Genomic DNA, 21,718 nt, shown 5'->3' with positions numbered 1-21,718 from the left:
CCGACCCCTTACAGCTTCATCAGGCTGGCGTCGTCGACCGAGGCCGAGTGGCGGGACCGGAACAACGACACGATGATCGCGAGTCCGACCACGACCTCCGCGGCGGCGACGACCATCGTGAAGAAGGCGATGATCTGGCCGTCGAGATTGCCGTGCATCCGGGAGAAGGCGACCAGGGCGAGGTTGCAGGCGTTGAGCATCAGCTCGACGCACATGAACACCACGATCGCGTTCCGCCTGATCAGGACGCCGGTGGCGCCGATCGTGAACAGCAGCGCGGCGAGATACAGGTAGTTGACGGGATTCACTTCGCTGCCTCCCCGCTGTTGCCGCCGTTCCGGCTGTTTCCGCCGTTTGCACCGGCGCCGCTGTTGGTGCGCTCCAGGCGGTCCTCGGCGCGCTGCTCCAGTGCCTTGAGGTCGTTCAGCGCCTCGGTCGACACGTCGCGGATCTGGCCCCGGTCCCGCAGGGTCTTGCTGACGGTCAGCTCGGACGGGGTGCCGTCGGGCAGCAGCCCGGCGATGTCGACCGCGTTGTGCCGGGCGTAGACGCCGGGGGCCGGCAGCGGCGGGAGGTGCTTGCCCTCGCGTACGCGCTGTTCGGCCAGCTCGCGCTGGGTCTTGGCGCGCTCGGTGCGCTCGCGGTGGGTGAGGACCATGGCGCCGACGGCGGCCGTGATGAGGAGGGCGCCGGTGAGCTCGAAGGCGAACACGTAGTCGGTGAAGATCAGGGCCGCGAGGCCCTCCACGTTGCCGCCCGCGTTCGCCGTGCCGAGGCCGTTGAACTCCGTCAGCGAGGCGTTGCCGATGCCCGCGATCAGCAGGATGCCGAAGCCGAGGCCGCACAGGAGGGCCAGCCATCGCTGGCCCTTGATGGTCTCCTTCAGGGAGTCCGCCGCGGTGACACCGACGAGCATCACCACGAACAGGAACAGCATCATGATCGCGCCGGTGTAGACGACGATCTGCACGATGCCCAGGAAGTAGGCGCCGTTGGCGAGGTAGAACACCGCCAGGATGATCATGGTGCCGGCGAGGCAGAGGGCGCTGTGCACGGCCCTCTTCATGAAGACGGTGCACAGGGCCCCGACCACGGCGATGGTGCCGAGGACCCAGAACTGGAAGGCCTCACCGGTGGAGGTGGTGTAAGCGGCGAGCGTCATCGGCGGATCACCTTCTCCGACGCCGGCTCGTCCTCACCGGTGGTGGCGGCCGCGTCCTGCGGCTTCTCGCCCCTGGAGGTGGCCACTTGGCGCTCCGTACCGGGCGCGGCCTCGGTGACCAGGCCCCGGTAGTAGTCCTGCTCGTCGGTGCCCGGGTAGATCGCGTGCGGCGAGTCGACCATGCCCTCTTCCAGACCGGCGAGCAGTTGCTCCTTGGTGTAGATGAGGTTGGCACGGCTGGAGTCGGCCAGCTCGAACTCGTTGGTCATGGTGAGCGCGCGCGTCGGGCAGGCCTCGATGCACAGGCCGCACAGGATGCAGCGGGCGTAGTTGATCTGGTAGACGCGGCCGTACCGCTCGCCCGGGGAGTAGCGCTCCTCGTCCGTGTTGTCGGCGCCCTCGACGTAGATGGCGTCGGCGGGGCAGGCCCAGGCGCACAGTTCGCAGCCGACGCACTTCTCCAGGCCGTCCGGATGGCGGTTGAGCTGGTGCCGGCCGTGGAACCGCGGGGCCGTGGTCTTCTCCTGCTCCGGGTACTGCTCGGTCAGCCGCTTCTTGAACATGGCCTTGAAGGTCACGCCGAAGCCGGCGACGGGGTTCTGGAACCCCTGCTTGTTCTCTTTCGGCTCCTCAGCCATCGGACGCCTCCCTCCCATTCGAAGATCCGTCACTCTCAGTATCGGACCCACCACTGACAATCAGCTCCCGCTCCCGGCGCGGGCGCCTGCGCGGCACCGGCGGGAGGGTCTGTCCGGGCAGGGGCGGTACGGGGAATCCGCCGGCCATCGGGTCGAAGCCGGCCGGTTCGGCGTGCGCTTCCTGTGCCTCGCGCCGGTCGCGGAACATGTCGGCGACGACGGACAGCAGGAAGAGGACGATGACCGCGCCGGCGACGTACAGGGCGATCTCGGCGAAGTCGTAGTTCTCGTTCCTGAGGGTCCGCACGGTCGCGACGAGCATCAGCCAGACCACGGAGACCGGCAGGAGGACCTTCCAGCCGAGCTTCATCAGCTGGTCGTAGCGGACGCGTGGGAGGGTGCCGCGCAGCCAGATGAAGAAGAACAGCAGCAGCTGCACCTTCACCACGAACCAGAGCATCGGCCACCAGCCGTGGTTGGCGCCCTCCCAGAAGGTGCTGATGGGGTAGGGGGCCCGCCAGCCGCCGAGGAACAGCGTCACCGACACGGCGGAGACGGTCACCATGTTGACGTACTCGGCGAGCATGAACATCGCGAACTTGATCGACGAGTACTCGGTGTTGAAGCCGCCGACGAGGTCGCCCTCGGACTCCGGCATGTCGAACGGGGCACGGTTGGTCTCGCCGACCATGGTCACGATGTAGATCAGGAACGAGACCGGCAGCAGCACGATGTACCAGCGGTCCTGCTGCGCCTCCACGATCGCCGAGGTCGACATCGACCCGGAGTAGAGGAAGACGGAGGCGAACGCGGCGCCCATGGCGATCTCGTAGGAGATCATCTGGGCGGCGGACCGCAGGCCGCCGAGCAGCGGGTAGGTGGAGCCGGAGCTCCAGCCCGCGAGGACGATGCCGTAGATGCCGACGGAGGCGACCGCGAGGATGTAGAGCATCGCGATCGGCAGGTCGGTGAGCTGCATCGTGGTGCGCTGGCCGAAGATCGAGATCTCGTTGCCGGCCGGGCCGAAGGGGATCACCGCGATCGCCATGAAGGCCGGGATGGCCGCGACGATCGGCGCGAGGACGTAGACGACCTTGTCCGCGCGTTTGACGATGACGTCTTCCTTGAGCATCAGTTTGATGCCGTCGGCGAGCGACTGGAGCATGCCCCAGGGGCCGTGCCGGTTGGGGCCGATGCGCAGCTGCATCCAGGCGACGACCTTGCGCTCCCACACGATGGAGAACAGCACGGTGATCATCAGGAAGGCGAAGCAGAACACCGCCTTGACGACGACGAGCCACCAGGGGTCGCGGCCGAACATCGAGAGGTCCTCAGCGGCGAGGTAGTACGCGCTCATGCCTCCACCTCCTCGGGAGCCTCGGCGGCGAGCGTCGCGGGGCCGATACGGACGAGTGCGCCGGGCAGCGCCCCGGTGTCGGAGGCGACGCCCGCGCCGGTGGAGTTCAGCGGCAGCCAGACGACGCGGTCGGGCATCTCGGTGATCAGCAGCGGCAGTTCGACGGCCCCGGCGGGGCCGCTGACCGCGAGGAGGTCGCCGTTCTTGACGCCCACCTCGGCTGCCGTGGCGGCCGACACGCGCGCGTGGGCGGCGTGCCGGGTCCCGGCGAGCGCCTCGTCGCCGTCCTGGAGGCGGCCCTGGTCGAGCAGCAGCCGGTGTCCGGCGAGGACGGCCTCCCCGGCGGCCGGGCGCGGCAGCGCGGCCCCGACCTCCACCGGCTCGTTGGCCCGCGCGCCGTCCCACGCCCCGAGGCGGTCCAGCTCCGCGCGCGTGGTGCGCAGGTCCGGCAGCCCCAGGTGGACGTCCATGGCGTCGGCGAGCATCTGCAGGACGCGCCCGTCGGTGGGGGCCACCCGGCGGGTCATCTGGTCGGGCTTCAGCGCGGCCTCGAACATCCGCACGCGGCCTTCCCAGTTGACGAAGGTGCCGGCCTTCTCGGCGACGGCGGCGACCGGGAGGACGACGTCGGCCCGGTCGGTGACCTCGCTGGGCCGCAGTTCCAGCGACACCAGGAAGCCCACGGCGGACAGTGCCTCACGCGCGCGTGCCGGGTCGGGCAGATCGGCGACTTCCACGCCCGCCACCACCAGGGCCCCGAGCTCTCCGGTGGCGGCGGCCTCGACGATCTGCCCGGTGTCCCGGCCGTATCGCGCGGGGAGTTCGGCGACGCCCCAGGCGGCGGCGACCTCCGCGCGTGCGCGCGGGTCGGTGGCCGGGCGGCCGCCCGGCAGCGCCGTCGGCAGGGCGCCCGCCTCGACGGCGGCGCGCTCCCCGGCCCGGCGCGGGATCCACACCAGCTTCGCGCCGGTGAGGGACGCGGCCCGCACGGCGGCGGTGAGCCCGCCCGCGACGGCGGCGAGCCGCTCTCCGACGACGATCACCGCGCCCTCGGTGCGCAGCGCCTCGGAGGCCCTGATGCCGTCGCCCTCCAGGCCGAAGCCGCTCGCGAGGGCGTCCAGCCATTCGGTCTCGGTGCCCGGCGCGGCCGGCAGCAGGGTGCCGCCGGCCTTCTCGAGGCCCCGGGTGGCGTGCGTCGCCAGCGAGAACACCTGCTGCTTGTGCTTGCGCCAGGCCTTGCGCAGCCTCAGGAAGACGCCGGGCGCCTCCTCCTCGGCCTCGAACCCGACCAGCAGGACGGCGGGCGCCTTCTCCAGGGAGGTGTACGTGACGCCCGTGCCGTCGAGGTCACGGCCGCGTCCGGCGACCCGGGCGGCCAGGAAGTCGGCCTCTTCGCCGCTGTGCACGCGCGCGCGGAAGTCGATGTCGTTGGTGTCGAGGGCGACACGCGCGAACTTGCTGTACGCGTAGGCGTCCTCGACGGTGAGCCGGCCGCCGGTGAGGACGGCGGCCCGGCCGCGCGCCGCGAGGAGCCCCCGGGCGGCGGCCTCCAGGGCCTCCGGCCAGGACGCGGGCTCCAGGACGCCGTCGGCGTTGCGGACGAGCGGGGTGGTCAGCCGGTCGGGGCGCTGCGCGTAGCGGAACGCGAAGCGGCCCTTGTCGCAGATCCACTCCTCGTTGACCTCGGGGTCGTCGGCCGCGAGGCGTCGCATGACCTTGCCGCGCCGGTGGTCGGTGCGGGTGGCGCAGCCGCCGGAGCAGTGCTCGCAGACGGACGGCGAGGAGACCAGGTCGAAGGGGCGGGAGCGGAATCGGTACGCCGCCGAGGTCAGCGCGCCGACGGGGCAGATCTGGATGGTGTTGCCGGAGAAGTACGACTCGAAGGGGTCGCCCTCGCCGGTGCCGACCTGCTGCAGCGCGCCCCGTTCGATCAGCTCGATCATCGGGTCGCCGGCGACCTGGTTGGAGAACCGGGTGCAGCGGGCGCACAGCACGCACCGCTCACGGTCGAGGAGGACCTGCGTGGAGATCGGGACGGGCTTCTCGTACGTCCGCTTGCGGCCCTCGAAGCGGGACTCGGAGTGGCCGTGCGACATGGCCTGGTTCTGCAGGGGGCACTCGCCGCCCTTGTCGCAGACGGGGCAGTCCAGCGGGTGGTTGATGAGCAGGAGCTCCATCACACCCTTCTGGGCCTTCTCCGCGACCGGGGAGGTGAGGTGCGTCTTGACGACCATCCCGTCGGTGCAGGTGATGGTGCAGGACGCCATGGGCTTGCGCTGGCCCTCGACCTCGACGATGCACTGGCGGCAGGCGCCGGCGGGGTCGAGGAGGGGGTGGTCGCAGAAGCGGGGGATCTCGACGCCGAGTTGTTCGGCGGCCCGGATGACCAGGGTGCCCTTGGGCACGCTGATGTCGATGCCGTCGATGGTCAGCGAGACGAGATCTTCCGGCGGGACCGCCGCCTCCCCGCCCCCGGAGGGAGCGCTGGTGGTCACGGTCATGCGTTCACCTCCGCGTGCTTGTCCTTGTCGGCCCAGGCGGTCGACCTGGCCGGGTCGAAGGGGCAGCCCCGGCCCGTGATGTGGTCCTCGTACTCCGCGCGGAAGTACTTGAGGGAGGAGAAGATGGGCGAGGCGGCGCCGTCGCCGAGGGCGCAGAAGGACTTGCCGTTGATGTTGTCGGCGATGTCGTTCAGCTTGTCGAGGTCGCTCATGACGCCCTTGCCGGCCTCGATGTCACGCAGCAACTGGACCAGCCAGTAGGTGCCTTCGCGGCAGGGGGTGCACTTGCCGCAGGACTCGTGGGCGTAGAACTCGGTCCAGCGGGTGACGGCCCGTACGACGCAGGTGGTCTCGTCGAAGCACTGGAGGGCCTTGGTGCCGAGCATGGAACCCGCGGCGCCCACGCCCTCGTAGTCGAGGGGGACGTCGAGGTGCTCGTCGGTGAACATCGGCGTCGAGGAGCCGCCGGGCGTCCAGAACTTGAGGCGGTGTCCGGGCCGCATGCCGCCGCTCATCTCCAGGAGCTGGCGCAGCGTGATGCCGAGCGGGGCCTCGTACTGGCCGGGGCTGGCGACATGGCCGCTGAGCGAGTAGAGCGTGAAGCCGGGGGACTTCTCGCTGCCCATCGACCGGAACCATTCCTTGCCCCGGTGCAGGATCGCGGGAACCGACGCGATCGACTCGACGTTGTTCACAACAGTCGGGCACGCGTAGAGGCCCTCGACAGCAGGGAAGGGGGGACGCAGTCGCGGTTGACCACGGCGGCCTTCGAGCGAGTCGAGCAGCGCGGTCTCCTCACCGCAGATGTACGCGCCCGCGCCCGCGTGCACGGTGAGTTCGAGGTCGAGTCCGCTGCCCAGGATGTTCTCGCCGAGGAAGCCGGCCTCGTAGGCCTCACGGACGGCCTCGTGCAACCGCCGCAGGACGGGGACGACTTCACCCCGCAGATAGATGAAGGCATGCGACGACCGAATGGCGTAGCACGCGATGATCATGCCCTCGATGAGGCTGTGCGGGTTCGCGAAGAGGAGCGGAATGTCCTTGCACGTTCCGGGCTCCGACTCGTCGGCGTTGACAACGAGATAGTGCGGTTTCCCGTCGCCCTGGGGAATGAACTGCCATTTCATCCCCGTGGGGAATCCCGCGCCGCCACGGCCGCGCAACCCGGATTCCTTGACGTACGCGATGAGGTCGTCCGGCGTCATCTCGAGCGCCTTGCGCAGGCCCTCGTACCCGTCGTGCCTGCGGTAGACGTCCAGCGTCCACGACCGGTCCTCGTCCCAGAAGGACGACAGCACGGGTGCGAGCAGCTTCTCCGGGCTGCTGCCCTTGATCTCGGGTGCCAACGTCATCACTCCCCCTCCTCGGCGGCGGGCCCGGCCGGGTGGGCCGGGTCGGAGGCCGATGTGTCCTGCGGCGCGTCGTGCGAGCTGAGGTGCTCGCTGGGTGACGGCTCGTGCACCCGGTCCTGCGGCTCGTCGTGCGGGCCGCCGTCCCTGGGGTGGACCACGCGCGCGGGTCCGGCCTCCCCCCTGGCCAGGCGGAGGCCGACCAGCGAGGCGGGGCCCGCGCCGCCGCTCGCCTCGACGGCCCCGGGGCGCTCGTCGGGGAAGCCGGCGAGGATGCGGGCGGTGTCCTTGAAGGTGCACAGCGGCGCCCCGCGCGTGGGCCGGACCTCGACTCCCGCGCGCAGGTCGTCGACGAGGCCCTTGGCGCTGTCGACGGTCTGGTTGTCGAAGAACTCCCAGTTGACCATCACGACCGGTGCGAAGTCGCAGGCCGCGTTGCACTCGATGTGCTCCAGGGTGACCTTGCCGTCGTCGGTGGTCTCGCCGTTGCCGACGCCGAGGTGGTCCTGGAGGGCCTCGAAGATCGCGTCGCCGCCCATCACCGCGCACAGGGTGTTCGTGCAGACGCCGACCTGGTAGTCGCCGGAGGGCTTGCGCCGGTACATGGAGTAGAAGGTGGCGACGGCGGTGACCTCGGCCGTGGTCAGGCCGAGCACGTCGGCGCAGAACCGCATGCCGGTGCGGGTGACGTGGCCCTCCTCCGACTGCACGAGGTGCAGCAGCGGCAGGAGGGCGGACCGGGAGTCCGGGTAGCGGGCGACGACCTCGGCCGCGTCCCGCTCCAGCCGGGCTCGAACGTCGTCCGGGTAGTCGGGCGCGGGCAGTTGGGGCATGCCCAGGCTGACGCCCTCGGGGGTGGTGGTCACCGGTCGACGCCTCCCATCACGGGGTCGATGGACGCGACGGCGACGATGACGTCGGCGACCTGGCCGCCCTCGCACATCGCCGCCATGGCCTGCAGGTTGGTGAAGGACGGGTCGCGGAAGTGGACCCGGAAGGGGCGGGTGCCTCCGTCGGACACGACGTGCACCCCGAGTTCGCCCTTGGGCGACTCGACCGCCGCGTACGCCTGACCCGGCGGGACGCGGAAACCCTCGGTCACCAGCTTGAAGTGGTGGATCAGGGCCTCCATGGAGGTGCCCATGATCTTCTTGATGTGGTCCAGGGAGTTGCCGAGCCCGTCGGGTCCGAGGGCGAGCTGCGCGGGCCAGGCGATCTTCTTGTCGCCGACCATGACCGGGCCGGGCTCCAGCCGGTCCAGGCACTGTTCGACGATCCTGAGGGACTGGCGCATCTCCTCCAGGCGGATCAGGAAGCGACCGTAGGAGTCGCAGGTGTCGGCGGTCGGGACGTCGAAGTCGTACGTCTCGTAGCCGCAGTACGGCTGGGCCTTGCGCAGGTCGTGCGGGAGACCGGCGGAGCGCAGGATGGGGCCGGTGGCGCCGAGGGCCATGCAGCCGGTCAGGTCGAGGTAGCCGACGTCCTGCATCCGGGCCTTGAAGATGGGGTTCCCGGTGGCGAGCTTGTCGTACTCGGGGAGGTTCTTCTCCATCTTCTTGACGAACTCGCGGATCTGGTCGACCGCGCCGGGCGGCAGGTCCTGGGCGAGTCCGCCGGGCCGGATGTACGCGTGGTTCATGCGCAGGCCGGTGATCAGCTCGTAGATGTCGAGAATCAGTTCACGATCACGGAAGCCGTAGATCATGATCGTGGTGGCGCCCAGTTCCATGCCGCCGGTGGCGATGCACACCAGGTGGGAGGAGAGCCGGTTCAGCTCCATCAGGAGCACCCGGATGATCGTGGCGCGGTCGGGGATCTCGTCCTCGATGCCGAGGAGTTTCTCCACGGCGAGGCAGTACGCCGTCTCGTTGAAGAACGGCGTCAGGTAGTCCATGCGCGTCACGAACGTGGTGCCCTGCGTCCACGTGCGGTATTCGAGGTTCTTCTCGATGCCGGTGTGGAGGTAGCCGATGCCGCAGCGGGCCTCGGTGACGGTCTCGCCGTCGATCTCCAGGATCAGCCGGAGCACCCCGTGCGTGGACGGGTGCTGGGGGCCCATGTTGACGATGATGCGCTCGTCGTCGGACCGGGCGGCGGTCTCGGCCACCTCGTCCCAGTCGCCGCCGGTGACCGTGTAGACGGTGCCCTCGGTGGTCTCGCGCGCCGTGGCGTGGGAGTCGGCGGATGCGTGCTGCGTGCTCATGAGTACGACCTCCGCTGGTCCGGAGCCGGGATCTGGGCGCCCTTGTACTCGACGGGGATGCCGCCGAGGGGGTAGTCCTTGCGCTGCGGGAAGCCCTGCCAGTCGTCCGGCATCATGATCCGCGTCAGCGCGGGGTGGCCGTCGAAGACGATGCCGAAGAAGTCGTACGTCTCGCGCTCGTGCCAGTCGTTGGTCGGGTAGACGGGGACGAGCGACGGGATGTGCGGGTCGGCGTCGGGGGCGGAGACCTCCAGGCGGATCAGCCGGTTGTGGGTGATCGAACGCAGGTGGTAGACGGCGTGCAGCTCGCGGCCCTTGTCGCCGGGGTAGTGGACGCCGGAGACGCCGGTGCACAGCTCGAAGCGGAGGGCCGGGTCGTCCCGGAGGGTGCGGGCGACGCGGGGCAGGTGCTCGCGCTCGATGTGGAAGGTGAGCTCGCCCCGGTCGACGACGGTCTTGTCGATCACGTTCTCGGGGACGAGGCCCTGTTCCTCCAGGGCGCCCTCCAGCTCGTCGGCGACCTCGTCGAACCAGCCGCCGTAGGGGCGGACGGCCTCGCCGGGGAGCCGGATGGAGCGGACCAGACCGCCGTAGCCGGAGGTGTCGCCGCCGTTGTTCGCGCCGAACATGCCGCGCTGGACGCGGATCTCCTCACCGCCGTCGCCGCGCTGGCCGGGGAGATTGGAGGCGGCGAGATCCTTCTCGGGGTTGACCCCGTTCGCGTCGCTCATCGCAGCAGCCCCTTCATCTCGATGGTGGGCAGTGCCTTGAGCGCGGCCTCCTCGGCCTCGCGGGCCGCTTCCTCCGCGTTCACGCCGAGCTTGGACGTCTGGATCTTCTGGTGGAGCTTGAGGATCGCGTCCATCAGCATCTCGGGCCGTGGCGGGCAGCCCGGGAGGTAGATGTCGACCGGGACGATGTGGTCGACGCCCTGGACGATCGCGTAGTTGTTGAACATGCCGCCGGACGACGCGCAGACCCCCATGGAGATCACCCACTTGGGATTCGGCATCTGGTCGTAGACCTGCCGCAGCACCGGCGCCATCTTCTGGCTGACCCGGCCGGCCACGATCATCAGGTCCGCCTGGCGCGGCGAGCCGCGGAAGACCTCCATGCCGAAGCGCGCCAGGTCGTAGCGCCCCGCGCCCGTGGTCATCATCTCGATGGCACAACAGGCGAGGCCGAAGGTGGCGGGGAAGACGGATGCCTTGCGTACCCAGCCCGCGGCCTGCTCGACGGTGGTCAGCAGGAAACCGCTCGGCAGTTTTTCTTCGAGTCCCATGGTCTTAAAGGCCCCTCAGTCCCATTCCAGGCCGCCGCGGCGCCAGACGTACGCGTAGGCGACGAAGACGGTGAGCACGAAGAGCAGCATCTCCACGAGCCCGAAAACACCCAGGGCGTCGAAGGTGACGGCCCACGGGTAGAGGAAGACGATCTCGATGTCGAAGACGATGAAGAGCATCGCCGTCAGGTAGTACTTGATGGGGAAACGCCCGCCGCCGGCCGGCGTGGGGGTGGGCTCGATCCCGCACTCGTAGGCCTCGAGCTTGGCCCGGTTGTAGCGCTTCGGGCCGATCAGCGTGGCCATGATCACGGAGAAGATCGCAAAGCCTGCCCCGAGGGCTCCCAGTACGAGGATGGGCGCATAGGCGTTCACCGCTCCTCGCTCCTCTCAGTCGGCACTGACTGCTGGCGGATTGCGTCGGCCCTGCTCTCCCGCCCCACCGGCCACACGAGCCCCGTCCGTCTCGACGAAGATCGCGAACATGTGAAGCAGGTCACAAGCCCAACTGCCCCGCATCCTATGCCTGCCGGTCTGTGATCTGCGACACGGGTGCAGCACCGAGTTTGTGATCTCCACCACCTGACGAAGGATCATGAAGTCGGATGAGCGTCGATCTTCATACACGAAGCGCCAGACTGATCACCAGAAGTGACATTTTCGCTCGTTACCGCTGGTCACGCAGGGCGTCTCTATATCAAGAGAGTTCCGCTGCATGCAAATTGGTGCTGGACGGGACCCCTTGATAGAGCACCGCGTTCACACCTCGGGGGGAGGTCCGACGACCGATGTGGACGCGTGCACACATTCACGAGCGTCGAGAGGCGGCGCTCCCGCGCGGGACGCCGCGAGAACGGGTGACCGTTCCGTGACCTGCGCCACATCGGACCGAGATCAAATCCACCGGCCTTGGCCACTCGCTGCGATCGATGGTAAGCGCAGGGCAATTCGGGCGTAATCACGAAAGGCCATGATCAAAGGCCTGTTCGACCATGTCCGCTATGCCCGTTACGGCGTCAATAAAGAGTGACCCGCGGGGAATTTACGGCCTCCGTTGAACAACTGTGGCGCAGCACACGTTTCTTGAAGGTATGGAGGAGTCGCTGGTACCGCTTGTACCCATGTCCCACACCGCTCACATACGCAGCCACCGGAAACCCCGCCGCAACGCGTCCTCGATCGCGATGCGCGCCGGAGTCGCCGGTGGCGTTCTCAGCACCGTGGCCGTGGCCGGCGCGTCGACGGCCGCGTTCGCCGCGGAGCCGGTGACGCAGACGCTCGAACTGCCCACCCTCACGGCCGACCTGGCCACGCAGGCCGCGCAGTCCGCGGACGCCACGCAGGCGATGGCGGCCGACTACCAGCTGCAGGCCGAGCGTGACGCGGCCGCCGAAGAGGCGGCCAAGCAGGCCGACAAGGACCTCGCCAAGGCGAAGAAGGAAGAGGCCCGGAAGAAGGCCGCCGAGGAGGCCGAGCGCAAGGCCGCCGCCGAGCGCGCCTCGCGCGACAGTGAGCGGGCCACCCTCTCGACCAACTCGTCGACGGCGACCTCGACCACGACGGCGCCCGCCAGCGGCAGCGTCGGCACGGTCATCGACTTCCTGAAGGCCCAGCTCGGCGACGCCTACGTCATGGGCGCCACCGGCCCCAACGCGTGGGACTGCTCCTCGCTCGTGCAGGCCGCGTTCAAGCAGGTCGGCGTGGACCTCCCCCGGGTCTCGCAGGACCAGTCGATGCAGGGCACCGAGGTCTCGCTGTCGAACCTCGAGGTCGGCGACATCCTGTACTGGGGCGCCAAGGGTTCGGCGTACCACGTGGGTGTCTACGTCGGGAACGGCCAGTACCTCGACGCGGCGAACCCCTCCAAGGGCGTCGTCATCCAGGACCTCTCCGGCTACCCGGCGACGGGCGCGGTGCGCGTGCTCTGACCCACGCGGTCGCCCAGGGCGTTTTCGAAGGGCCGCTCTCCCCGTAGGGGACAGCGGCCCTCGGGCTGCCCACAGAAAGGCCACAGGCGCCCCACAGGGCGCCTTTCGCACCATTCCCATGGTGTTCCGCGCTCCCGGGCGGCAGCGAGCCTCTCGGGGGCGTACAGGGCTTCGCCGCGCGCGGGGCGAAGCCCTGTCCCCACCGTCACGCCTTCGGGGCCACCTTGCTCAGGCCGTTGATGATGCGGTCCATCGCGTCGCCGCCGGTGGGGTCGGTGAGGTTGGCCAGCATCTTCAGCGTGAACTTCATCAGGAGCGGGTGGGTCAGGCCCCGCTGCGTGGCGAGCTTCATGATCTTCGGGTTGCCGATGAGCTTCACGAAGGCGCGGCCCATCGTGTAGTAGCCGCCGAAGGTGTCCTTGAGGACCTGCGGATAACGCTGGAGGGCGAGTTCACGCTGTCCGGGGGTGGCGCGGGCGTGCGCCTGGACGATGACGTCGGCGGCGATCTGGCCGGATTCCATCGCGTAGGCGATGCCCTCGCCGTTGAAGGGGTTCACCATGCCGCCGGCGTCGCCGACCAGCAGCAGGCCCTTGGTGTAGTGGGGTTGGCGGTTGAAGGCCATCGGGAGGGCGGCGCCGCGGATGGGGCCGGTCATGTTCTCGGGGGTGTAGCCCCACTCCTCCGGCATGGACGCGCACCACGCCTTCAGGACGTCACGCCAGTCCAGCTCCTTGAAGGCGGAGGAGGTGTTGAGGACGCCCAGACCGACGTTGGACGTGCCGTCGCCCATGCCGAAGATCCAGCCGTAGCCGGGGAGCAGCCGGTCCTCGCCGGGGCCGCGCTTGTCCCACAGCTCCAGCCAGGACTCCAGGTAGTCGTCGTCGTGGCGCGGCGAGGTGAAGTACGTGCGGACCGCGACGCCCATCGGCCGGTCCTCGCGGCGGTGCAGCCCCATCGCGAGAGAGAGCCGGGTGGAGTTGCCGTCGGCCGCGACCACCAGCGGGGCGTGGAAGGTGACTTCGCGCTTCTCGTCGCCGAGCTTGGCGTGCACTCCGGTGATCCGGCCCGTGCGGTCGTCGATGATCGGCGCGCCCACGTTGCACTGCTCGTGGAGGCGGGCGCCCGCCTTCTGGGCCTGGCGGGCGAGCTGCTCGTCGAAGTCGTCACGTTTGCGGACGAGTCCGTAGTTCGGGTAGGCGGCGAGATCCGGCCAGTCGAGCTGGAGACGGACGCCGCCGCCGATGATCCGCAGGCCCTTGTTGCGGAGCCAGCCGGCCTCCTCGGAGATGTCGATGCCCATCGCCACGAGCTGCTTGGTGGCGCGCGGGGTGAGACCGTCGCCGCAGACCTTCTCCCTGGGGAAGCTGGTCTTCTCCAGGACCAGGACGTCGAGCCCGGCCTTCGCCAGGTAGTACGCGGTGGTGGAACCGGCTGGCCCGGCCCCGACGACGATCACATCGGCGGTGTGTTCGGTAAGGGGCTGGGGCTCGGTCACGACGGGTTCTCCCCAAAGAAGTAGAAGGATCGATGCACCGGGATCGGAGCAAGGCCTGCTGGACGCCCGGGGAACCGGACGGCCGGAAAACATGTGCCGACGGTCGTCGGACATGGGCAGTCTATTCAGCGGTACCGATCATCGGCTGAAGGGCTGCCCCTGTGAACCGAGCTCTGCCCGACGTGCGGCTGCGTGTCCCCACCGACGAGGACGCCTTCGCCTGGCACCGGATCTTCGACGATCCCGACGTCATGGAGTTCCACGGCGGCCGGTCCGCCGAGCTGTCCGTCTACGAGGAGCTCACCGCGCGCCAGCGCCGCCACGACGCCGAACACGGGTTCTGCCTGTGGACGATGCTCGACGAGGAGGGCCGGGCCATCGGCTTCACCGGTGCCCAGCCGTGGCCCCGCGCGTGGGGCCCGACCGGGGAGATCGAGATCGGCTGGCGGCTCGGCCGGGAGCACTGGGGCAAGGGGTACGTGACCGCCGCCGCGACACAGACCCTGGAGCGGGTGCGGGCGGCCGGCGTCGGCAGCGTCGTCGCCATGGTCGACGCCCGCAACGAGCGGTCCATCGCCGTCACTCGGCGGCTGGGGATGGACCTGGCGGAGACGTTCACGACGCCCGCCTCGGGCCGGCCGGGGCACTGCTACCGGCTGGCGCTGTAGCGTCTGCCGCTCCTGCGGCCTCGTGGTGCTGCTGTTCGGCGGTCCGGACGTTCGAGATTTCGGCAACTCGTCACTCAGCGTAGCGATTTGCCGCAGATTGCCACGCAGTGCTTCCAGGCGGGGGCGCTCGGCGGTTACCCTGCCGGTACCGCTGGGGGTGAACATCTGTGCGCATAACACCCAAGTCATCCGAAGTGCGTGTGCCACGGTTCGTCGGGCTGATGGCCGTGGACGCGCGCGAGAGGGCCGAGGCGGGCGGGGTGCTCCTCGTCGCGCCCGACCGGCCCGACTTCGCACGCACGGTCGTGGACTACGTCGTACGGCAGTACCCGCCACCGGGGGTGGAGGTGCCGCGCGGGGCCGCCGTGACCGTGTGGTTCGAGTTGGGGGACGAGGGTGGGGGCGTGCGGGAGCCGCGGCACGGTGGACCGCCCCCGGGGCTGCGCAGGGCGCTGGACGAGCCGGGGGACCCGTTCGCGGTGCTCCGCTAGGCGGAGGGGCGGCCCCGCACGTGCCCTGGGGCGGACCATCGCCCATCCCGCCTCCTACTTCTGCCAGAGCATGATCGCCGCCGCCCCTCCCCCGCCGATCACGAAGGCCGCCGCGATGGTGAGGGTCCAGATCAGCGTGCTGTTGCGGGACTTGGGCGGTTCGGCGGGCGGCAGGTGGTGGTGGCCCAGCTCCACGAGCGGAGGCTCATAGGGGGCCGGTGCCGGGGCGGAGGGATACCCCGGGGCCCCGTGGGCCGCCGCCGGGCCGCTGCTCGGCATCGCCGGGACCGGGGGTGCGATCACCGCCGTACGCCCTCCCGTCATCTGCACCAGATAGGGCGCGAGGAAGGCCGCGACGAAGATCCAGAGGAGGCCGAAGAGCAGCGCCTCGGCGAGGTCGAGGCCCACGTCCACCTGGCCCGCGACCGCGAACTCGGTGCTGAGTTCGGCCGTCGCCGAGCCGGACGTCTCCATGCCGAAGCCGCTGACGCCGGCGAGGAGGAGGAAGAGCCCGAAGAAGACGCCCGCGGCGAGGAGTTGCTCACCACGGCCCGAGGAACGGCGGGCCGCGAGGACCCCGAGGACCAGGGCGCAGGCCACGCCGAGCGTCAACGCGCCCACGACCGCCCAGGAGTTGACGGCGTCGCCCAGTTCGGAGAGCCCGAACGACTCGCGCTCGTAGTCGCCGTACGGGGCGGACTCCACGAGCCCGTAGTCGCCGGAGGAGTCGTACGACGTGTCGTCCCCGTCCCCGTACCGGGTGCGGCCCGCCTCGCCCTGGACCGACGCGCCCCAGGAGAGGCCGAGGAGATGGACGGCGAGGTTGGGGAGGACGAGCAGCACGGGGAGGAGCGGGTTGAGGTCCTCCTCCCAGTCGGCCTGCCACTCGTCGTTCGCCGCGAGGACGACGAAGGTGACGAGGGAGCAGAGGGCGAGCACGATCGCCATGGCCCGTACGGCCGTTCCGGTCGCCCGGAACAGGATCCGGGGCCCCGGGCGGACGGTGAGCCAGGCGGCCAGGTCGTCGCGTTGCAGCACGCCGACCGAGACGGCGGCGGTGAGCAGCAGCGCGCCCAGCGCCGCGCGCCAGGGGGACGTCGAGGCCTCCACCCGCGCGACCTCCGGCTGCGCGAACAGCCCCAGCAGCAGGACGGCGGCCGTCACCAGCAGTGTGACCCGCACGGCCGCTTCGAGCCCGGCGGTACGGCCGCCGCCGTACCCCGCCCCGGGTGTTCCCGCACCGGCGTACGCGGCGCGGGTCACCAGCCGGGTGCGGAGTTGCCGTACGGCGAGGAACAGCGCCCCGATGAACAGGACGGTCACCGTGAGCGGGACGAAGGTCAGGGTGAGGGCGGCCTCGGCGGACCGGTAGTCGCCCGAGAAGTCGCCGCCCCCGCTCTCGGAGATCTCGAAGCCGCCGCCGAGGCCCTGGAGGAGCCCGGCGAGCGCGAGGCCCAGCCGGTCGCCGAAGCCGACGAAGTCGTCCTCGCCCCCGGTGCCCTGGCCGTACGAGGGGATGGCCAGCGCGAGCGCGGCGGCGAGGAGCAGCCCGACCGGCCAGAGCGCGGCCACCGCGGAGCCGCCCCAGTCGCCGCGGAGAGCCCGCCCGAAGAAGGCGCCGACGGGCGACGGGCGGGCGGGGACGGGGGCGTACGGGGGAGGTGGTGGCGGCGGGCCGACGGGGGGCGCGCCCGGTGGCGCCGACGGTGGTGGTGTCAGGGGCGCCGAGGTGGCCGGGACCAGTGGGGCTGTCGGGGGCGTTCCGGGAGGCGCCGCTGGGGGTGCCCCGGGCGGCACCGTCGGGGGGACCGGCAGGCGTTCCCGTCCGCACGTCATGCAGAAGCGCGCCCCGTCAGGGCCTGGTGTCCCGCAGTGCGGGCAGTAGGACGTCATGGAACCCCCGTCGTCGGACATCACCGGTGCGTGCCGGTGTATCAACGGACGGTAGTTTCTGTTGACCGGTTCCCGTCAACAGGATTCCCCGACGGGCATCCCTCGTACGGGTGAACTCCGGCCTCTGCGGCCGGACTTCACCCCGCCAGGGCCCCTACGCCTGGGCCTTGAACCCCCGGTGCAACGCGACGATCCCGCCGGAGAGGTTCCGCCACGCGACCCTGTCCCAGCCGGCCTTGCGGAGGCGCTCGGCGAGGCCCGCCTGGTCGGGCCAGGCGCGGATGGACTCGGCGAGGTAGACGTACGCGTCGGGGTTGGACGACACCGCGCGGGCGGCCGGCGGCAGCGCGCGCATCAGGTACTCGGTGTAGACGGTCCGGAACGGCGTCCACGTCGGGTGGGAGAACTCGCAGATCACGACCCGGCCGCCGGGCTTCGTCACCCGGTACAGCTCGCGCAGCGCGGCGTCGGTGTCCTGCACGTTGCGCAGGCCGAAGGAGATGGTGACCGCGTCGAAGGTGTCGTCCTTGAACGGCAGCCTCGTGGCGTCACCCGCGGTGAACGGCAGCCAGGAGAGACGCTCCTTGCCGACCCGGAGCATCCCGAGGGAGAAGTCGCACGGCACGACGTACGCCCCGGTCCGCGCGAAGGGCAGCGAGGACGTGCCCGTGCCGGCGGCGAGATCCAGGACCTTCTGCGCGGGGCGGGCGTCGACCGCCCGCGCGACCTCCTTGCGCCAGCGCCGGTCCTGTCCGAGGGACAGCACGTCGTTGGTCAGGTCGTACCGTTTCGCCACTCGGTCGAACATCGAGGCGACTTCGTGCGGCTGCTTGTCCAGGGATGCGCGGGTCACGGGCCCATTGTGGCAGTACGGGCCGGACGCCGATGAGGCGCCCGGCCCGTGGCGTTGGCGGACTCGGATCGCATTCCCCGGACATTTGCGCAGGCACCTGTGCTTCATTGCCCTCATGAGCACCGTGAGGAATTCCCTGAAACCGGCTGTCGGACTGCTGTGTCTGGCGGCCCTGGCCTGCGCGGGCTGCACCACGGACACGGACCAGTCGCCGACGAAGGCGGCCACGGCGTCCCCCACGTCCACGACCACGACCACGACCTACGCGCCGTACGTGAACGCCACCGAGGCCTCCGAGCTGGACGCCGCCGGGTCGGCCGCCGCGTACAACCTGGCGTTCGTGATCGCCGAGGGCGACGGCGACGCGTGCACGCCCGCGTGGAACGGCACGGACGCGATCGACGACGCGGCGGTGAAGTCCCGCGTCTCGGCGCTCACCGACACGGGGGCGTCGGTGCGGGTCTCCTTCGGCGGCGCCTCGGGCACGGAGCTGGCCCGGGCCTGCGACAGCGCGTCCGAGCTGGCCGAGGCGTACGGCGCGGCGCTCGACGCGGCCGGCTCGACCGCGGCGGACTTCGACGTCGAGGGCGACGCGCTCCAGGACTCCGACTCCGTCGACCTGCGCTCCGAGGCGATAGCCCTCCTCCAGAAGGACCGCCCCGACCTCTCCGTCTCCTTCACCCTCCCCGTCATGCCGTCCGGCATCGACGACGACGGCGTGGCCCTCCTCGACTCGGCCAACCACCACGGGGTCCAGGTCAGCACGGTCAACATCATGACGATGAACTACGCCAGTTCGTACGACGGCGACATGGGCGACTACGCGGAACGGGCGGCCGAGGCGACGCACGAGCAGCTGATGGACGTCTTCGGTACGAGCGAGTCGACGGCGTGGGGGGCGTTGGCGCTGACCTCGATGCTGGGCGTCAACGACGTCGACAACGAGACGTTCACGTTGGAGGACGCGGCGCAGGTGCGGGAGTTCGCGGAAGGGAAGGGGGTGGCGTGGGTGTCCATGTGGGCGACGTTCCGGGATCGGGAGTGTGGAGAGGGGGCGAGTGACGAATTGGTCGACTGCAGTGGCGTCGATCAGGAGGACGGGGCGTTCGGGGAGGCGTTTACGGGATGAGCTCGGGGGCTTCTGCCGTATGCGGGCTGCCGGTCGTTCGTGGTTGATCGCGCCCGCGCGGCGGAGCCGCATATCGATACAGCCCCGCGCCCCTGAATCACCGGCGGCGGTGCACCAGGCGCCCGGCGCACACTGTGGCCATGCAAGCCCCGGCGTGATCGACGACGGTGAGGTCGGCTCGGTTTGCGTCGGCGAGTGCCGTGGGGCGGGACTCGGGCAACACGACCACGTCGTTCCGCTGGGCGGCGGCGCGAAGTTCGGCGGTGTCGGCGTACCGCGCCAGCACCGCGACCGCCCCCGACTTCAGTACCGCGTGGATGCGTTCGCGGGGTGACGGGGCGTCCGGGAGGGGGCCGTCGTGCACTCGGCCGGGTCCCAGGACGCCGGGCCAGTGCCGCACCCGGGCCCCGGGGAACCGCTGCTGGACCTCGGCCAGCGTGCCCATGGCGACGACCCGGGTGCCGTCCACCACGACCGCGCCGTCCTTGATCGGTTCCGGGTCGTCCCAGGTGCGCCGTACCTCGTCGGCGGCGTGGATCGTCAGCACGTGGGCCCTAGTTGGCGTTCAGCAGCTTCAGTTCGGGGTGGGCCGTGCCGCCCTCGATGGCCGTGGACGAGATGTGGGACATGACGCGCTTGTCGACGGGGTCGTTCGCCGGGTCGTCGTGGACCACCAGGTGTTCGTAGGTCGTGGTCCGCTGGGCCGGGACCCGTCCCGCCGTGCGGATCATGTCGATCATTTCCTGGAGGTTGGAACGGTGCTTGGCGCCGGCCGCCGAGACGACGTTCTCCTCCAGCATGATCGAGCCGAGGTCGTCCGCGCCGTAGTGCAGCGTGAGCTGGCCCGCGTCCTGGCCGGTGGTGAGCCAGGAGCCCTGGATGTGGGCGATGTTGTCCATGAAGAGCCGGGAGATCGCGATCATCCGCAGGTACTCGAAGATCGTGGCCTGGGTGCGGCCCTTCAGGTGGTTGTTCATCGGCTGGTAGAGATACGGGATGAAGGCCCGGAAGCCGCCCGTCCGGTCCTGTACGTCACGGATCATCCGCAGGTGCTCGATGCGCTCGGCGTTGGTCTCGCCGGTGCCCATGAGCATCGTGGACGTGGACTCCACGCCCAGGTTGTGCGCGGTCTCCATGATCTCCAGCCAGCGCTCGCCGGACTCCTTGAGCGGCGCGATGGCCTTGCGGGGGCGGGCCGGGAGCAGCTCGGCGCCGGCGCCGGCGAAGGAGTCGAGACCGGCGGCGTGGATGCGCTGGATGGCCTCCTCGACGCTCACCTTGGAGATCCGGGCCATGTGCTCCACCTCGGACGCGCCGAGCGAGTGGATGACCAGCTGCGGGAAGGCCTTCTTGATCGCGGCGAAGTGCGTCTCGTAGTACTCCACCCCGTAGTCCGGGTGGTGCCCGCCCTGGAACATGATCTGCGTGCCGCCCAGCTCGACGGTCTCCGCGCAGCGGCGCAGGATGTCGTCGAGATCGCGCGTCCAGCCCTTGTCCTTGGCCGTCGGCGGGGCGTAGAACGCGCAGAACTTGCACGCCGTGACGCAGACGTTGGTGTAGTTGATGTTCCGCTCGATGATGTACGTCGCGATGTGCTCCGTACCCGCGTACCGGCGCTTGCGTACGGCGTCGGCGGCGACGCCGAGCGCGTGCAGCGGGGCGTCGCGGTAGAGGTCGAGCGCCTCCTCCGGCGTGATTCTCCCGCCCTCGGCGGCACGGTCGAGAACGGACTGGAGATCGGCCTTCTCGGTCACCGGGAGCGTCCCTTTCGTAAGGGTTGAACGGACCGTGCCAGCCTACGCCAGGGGTTCGGATCGGCCGACGTCAGGCCGTCCGCCTGTGGATAACTTCATCGGGCGGGGGCCCGGTGTCAGGCCGCGTACGCCTCCAGCAGGAGGCCGACGTACGCGCCCGCGATCATGAACGGGCCCAGGGCCACCAGTTGTCGGCGTACGGCGCGGCGCCTGGCCAGCGCGACCACGGTGTAGGCGCTGCCGATGAGCGCGCCGGCGAACGTGCCGAGGTACAGCGCGCCCCAGCCGTACCAGCCGAGGACGGCGCCGAGGCCGAGGGCCAGCTTCACGTCGCCGAAGCCGAGGGCCATGGGCCTGATGAGGAAGAAGAGGAAGTACAGGCCGCCGAGGGCGAGCGCGCCGTACAGCGCCGTGCGCCACTGGCCGGCGTGCTCGGGTACGAACGCGACTGCGCCCAGGAGGGTGAGGGCCAGGGCCGCGAAGGGGAGGGTCAGGGGGTCCGGGAGGCGTTGGGCGCCGAGGTCCACGAGGGTGAGGAGCACGCCGAGGGGCGCGAGGAGGAGCCAGACGGCGAGTTCGGGGCGGGTGCCGGTGGTCAGGGCGAGGGTGGCGCAGATCAGGGCGGTGGTGGTGGCGACGGTGGGGGTGTGGGGGCCGTAGGAGCAGGCGGTCGTGGTGGAGCGGGGGGTGCAGCGGGCGGGGCCCAGCCAGCCGTTCGCCGGGCCGGTGAGGGGGTGGCCGGCGGGGCACGTGTGTTGCCAGGGGTGGTCCTCGTCGACCGTGAAGCGGTAGGCGGGGCGGGGGAGGAGGGTGCCGGTGGCTGCGCCCCAGAGGGCGGCGGTCACGGTGAGTGCGGTCAGCCAGGGGTCTAGGGCCACGGGGGCAGCCTATGAGGTGGGGGTGCGTTCTCTCGCCCCCGCCGCCCCTACCCGCCCCATCCTCAAGGGGCTGCGCCCCTTTGACCCCCAAGCGTCCCTCCGGTGGGGGCTGGTCGCGCAGTTCCCCGCGCCCC

Annotated in this window: 21 protein-coding genes; 4 read left to right on the top strand and 17 right to left on the bottom strand. The window is 70.4% G+C overall.

The window, feature by feature from the left end; genetic code table 11:
* Positions 1–8: 8 nt before the first annotated feature.
* Genes nuoK through L3078_RS27510 form a run of 11 tightly spaced genes read right to left on the bottom strand, consistent with a single transcriptional unit; the run spans position 9 to position 10,867 of the window.
* Positions 9–308, bottom strand: coding sequence for an NADH-quinone oxidoreductase subunit NuoK (nuoK, locus tag L3078_RS27560; RefSeq protein WP_009310327.1), 300 nt, complete (start codon positions 306–308; stop codon positions 9–11).
* Positions 305–1,162 (bottom strand): NADH-quinone oxidoreductase subunit J, encoded by an 858-nt coding sequence (locus L3078_RS27555; RefSeq protein ID WP_239756641.1) that lies wholly within the window; start codon positions 1,160–1,162, stop codon positions 305–307. Before L3078_RS27555 ends, nuoK begins: the two co-directional genes overlap by 4 nt.
* On the bottom strand, positions 1,159–1,800 hold the full coding sequence (gene nuoI / locus L3078_RS27550) for an NADH-quinone oxidoreductase subunit NuoI (protein WP_239756640.1): 642 nt from the start codon (positions 1,798–1,800) through the stop codon (positions 1,159–1,161). The genes L3078_RS27555 and nuoI overlap by 4 nt, the downstream gene beginning before the upstream one ends.
* Positions 1,793–3,157, bottom strand: coding sequence for an NADH-quinone oxidoreductase subunit NuoH (gene nuoH / locus L3078_RS27545; protein ID WP_239756639.1), 1,365 nt, complete (start codon positions 3,155–3,157; stop codon positions 1,793–1,795). The genes nuoI and nuoH overlap by 8 nt, the downstream gene beginning before the upstream one ends.
* Complete coding sequence (locus L3078_RS27540; protein WP_239756638.1) at positions 3,154–5,658, bottom strand: NADH-quinone oxidoreductase subunit G; 2,505 nt, start codon at positions 5,656–5,658, stop codon at positions 3,154–3,156. Before L3078_RS27540 ends, nuoH begins: the two co-directional genes overlap by 4 nt.
* A complete protein-coding gene (nuoF, locus tag L3078_RS27535; protein ID WP_239756637.1) occupies positions 5,655–7,010 on the bottom strand; it encodes an NADH-quinone oxidoreductase subunit NuoF in 1,356 nt (451 codons plus the stop codon). The genes L3078_RS27540 and nuoF overlap by 4 nt, the downstream gene beginning before the upstream one ends.
* Positions 7,010–7,840, bottom strand: coding sequence for an NADH-quinone oxidoreductase subunit NuoE (nuoE, locus tag L3078_RS27530; RefSeq protein WP_239760491.1), 831 nt, complete (start codon positions 7,838–7,840; stop codon positions 7,010–7,012). The genes nuoF and nuoE overlap by 1 nt, the downstream gene beginning before the upstream one ends.
* Positions 7,841–7,869: 29 nt before the next feature.
* Positions 7,870–9,210: an NADH-quinone oxidoreductase subunit D gene (locus tag L3078_RS27525; RefSeq protein WP_239756636.1), complete on the bottom strand. Its 1,341-nt coding sequence runs from the start codon at positions 9,208–9,210 to the stop codon at positions 7,870–7,872.
* Positions 9,207–9,941 carry an NADH-quinone oxidoreductase subunit C gene (locus L3078_RS27520; RefSeq protein ID WP_239756635.1) on the bottom strand — a complete coding sequence of 245 codons (735 nt, stop codon included), beginning with the start codon at positions 9,939–9,941 and terminating at the stop codon, positions 9,207–9,209. The genes L3078_RS27525 and L3078_RS27520 overlap by 4 nt, the downstream gene beginning before the upstream one ends.
* Positions 9,938–10,492, bottom strand: a complete 555-nt coding sequence (locus L3078_RS27515) for a NuoB/complex I 20 kDa subunit family protein (protein WP_003998928.1) — start codon at positions 10,490–10,492, stop codon at positions 9,938–9,940. Before L3078_RS27515 ends, L3078_RS27520 begins: the two co-directional genes overlap by 4 nt.
* A 15-nt stretch (positions 10,493–10,507) precedes the next feature.
* A complete protein-coding gene (locus L3078_RS27510; protein ID WP_009310323.1) occupies positions 10,508–10,867 on the bottom strand; it encodes an NADH-quinone oxidoreductase subunit A in 360 nt (119 codons plus the stop codon).
* Positions 10,868–11,583: 716 nt separating this feature from the next.
* Here L3078_RS27510 and L3078_RS27505 point away from each other — a divergent pair.
* Complete coding sequence (locus L3078_RS27505) at positions 11,584–12,420, top strand: C40 family peptidase (RefSeq protein WP_239756634.1); 837 nt, start codon at positions 11,584–11,586, stop codon at positions 12,418–12,420.
* Between the two features lie 205 nt (positions 12,421–12,625).
* Here L3078_RS27505 and L3078_RS27500 read toward each other — a convergent pair whose 3' ends face one another.
* Positions 12,626–13,918 carry a geranylgeranyl reductase family protein gene (locus L3078_RS27500; protein WP_239756633.1) on the bottom strand — a complete coding sequence of 431 codons (1,293 nt, stop codon included), beginning with the start codon at positions 13,916–13,918 and terminating at the stop codon, positions 12,626–12,628.
* Positions 13,919–14,079: 161 nt separating this feature from the next.
* On the opposite strand from L3078_RS27500, the gene L3078_RS27495 reads away from it, so the two are divergent.
* On the top strand, positions 14,080–14,586 hold the full coding sequence (locus L3078_RS27495; RefSeq protein WP_239756632.1) for a GNAT family N-acetyltransferase: 507 nt from the start codon (positions 14,080–14,082) through the stop codon (positions 14,584–14,586).
* 167 nt (positions 14,587–14,753) lie between these two features.
* Entirely contained in the window at positions 14,754–15,077 is a 324-nt protein-coding gene (locus tag L3078_RS27490; protein WP_239756631.1) for a PASTA domain-containing protein, read from the top strand.
* A gap of 54 nt (positions 15,078–15,131) precedes the next feature.
* Here L3078_RS27490 and L3078_RS27485 read toward each other — a convergent pair whose 3' ends face one another.
* Positions 15,132–16,970, bottom strand: coding sequence for a zinc ribbon domain-containing protein (locus tag L3078_RS27485; protein ID WP_239760490.1), 1,839 nt, complete (start codon positions 16,968–16,970; stop codon positions 15,132–15,134).
* A gap of 154 nt (positions 16,971–17,124) precedes the next feature.
* Positions 17,125–17,823, bottom strand: coding sequence for a demethylmenaquinone methyltransferase (locus L3078_RS27480; RefSeq protein WP_239756630.1), 699 nt, complete (start codon positions 17,821–17,823; stop codon positions 17,125–17,127).
* Between the two features lie 124 nt (positions 17,824–17,947).
* On the opposite strand from L3078_RS27480, the gene L3078_RS27475 reads away from it, so the two are divergent.
* Positions 17,948–18,952 carry a chitinase gene (locus tag L3078_RS27475; protein WP_239760489.1) on the top strand — a complete coding sequence of 335 codons (1,005 nt, stop codon included), beginning with the start codon at positions 17,948–17,950 and terminating at the stop codon, positions 18,950–18,952.
* Between the two features lie 97 nt (positions 18,953–19,049).
* On the opposite strand, the gene L3078_RS27470 is transcribed toward L3078_RS27475, so the two are convergent.
* From L3078_RS27470 to L3078_RS27460, 3 genes are all read right to left on the bottom strand, one after another.
* Positions 19,050–19,499 carry an imidazolonepropionase-like domain-containing protein gene (locus L3078_RS27470; protein WP_239756629.1) on the bottom strand — a complete coding sequence of 150 codons (450 nt, stop codon included), beginning with the start codon at positions 19,497–19,499 and terminating at the stop codon, positions 19,050–19,052.
* 7 nt (positions 19,500–19,506) lie between these two features.
* A complete protein-coding gene (gene mqnC / locus L3078_RS27465; RefSeq protein ID WP_239756628.1) occupies positions 19,507–20,706 on the bottom strand; it encodes a cyclic dehypoxanthinyl futalosine synthase in 1,200 nt (399 codons plus the stop codon).
* A gap of 116 nt (positions 20,707–20,822) precedes the next feature.
* On the bottom strand, positions 20,823–21,584 hold the full coding sequence (locus L3078_RS27460) for a prepilin peptidase (RefSeq protein WP_239756627.1): 762 nt from the start codon (positions 21,582–21,584) through the stop codon (positions 20,823–20,825).
* Positions 21,585–21,718 lie beyond the last annotated feature (134 nt).

Origin of the sequence: Streptomyces deccanensis, assembly GCF_022385335.1 — a bacterium.
Classification (GTDB): Bacteria; Actinomycetota; Actinomycetes; order Streptomycetales; family Streptomycetaceae; genus Streptomyces; species Streptomyces deccanensis.
Note: the sequence above shows the minus strand (reverse complement) of the source record. Positions and strands in the feature narration are given on the sequence as shown.

What these genes read in the sequence shown, in the direction of transcription:
- L3078_RS27555 (WP_239756641.1), bottom strand. Translation starts at nt 1,162, where the DNA reads ATGACGCTCGCCGCTTACACCACCTCCACCGGTGAGGCCTTCCAGTTC.
- nuoI (WP_239756640.1), bottom strand. Translation starts at nt 1,800, where the DNA reads ATGGCTGAGGAGCCGAAAGAGAACAAGCAGGGGTTCCAGAACCCCGTC.
- nuoH (WP_239756639.1), bottom strand. Translation starts at nt 3,157, where the DNA reads ATGAGCGCGTACTACCTCGCCGCTGAGGACCTCTCGATGTTCGGCCGC.
- L3078_RS27540 (WP_239756638.1), bottom strand. Translation starts at nt 5,658, where the DNA reads ATGACCGTGACCACCAGCGCTCCCTCCGGGGGCGGGGAGGCGGCGGTC.
- nuoF (WP_239756637.1), bottom strand. Translation starts at nt 7,010, where the DNA reads ATGACGTTGGCACCCGAGATCAAGGGCAGCAGCCCGGAGAAGCTGCTC.
- nuoE (WP_239760491.1), bottom strand. Translation starts at nt 7,840, where the DNA reads ATGCCCCAACTGCCCGCGCCCGACTACCCGGACGACGTTCGAGCCCGG.
- L3078_RS27525 (WP_239756636.1), bottom strand. Translation starts at nt 9,210, where the DNA reads ATGAGCACGCAGCACGCATCCGCCGACTCCCACGCCACGGCGCGCGAG.
- L3078_RS27520 (WP_239756635.1), bottom strand. Translation starts at nt 9,941, where the DNA reads ATGAGCGACGCGAACGGGGTCAACCCCGAGAAGGATCTCGCCGCCTCC.
- L3078_RS27515 (WP_003998928.1), bottom strand. Translation starts at nt 10,492, where the DNA reads ATGGGACTCGAAGAAAAACTGCCGAGCGGTTTCCTGCTGACCACCGTC.
- L3078_RS27505 (WP_239756634.1), top strand. Translation starts at nt 11,584, where the DNA reads ATGGAGGAGTCGCTGGTACCGCTTGTACCCATGTCCCACACCGCTCAC.
- L3078_RS27485 (WP_239760490.1), bottom strand. Translation starts at nt 16,970, where the DNA reads ATGACGTCCTACTGCCCGCACTGCGGGACACCAGGCCCTGACGGGGCG.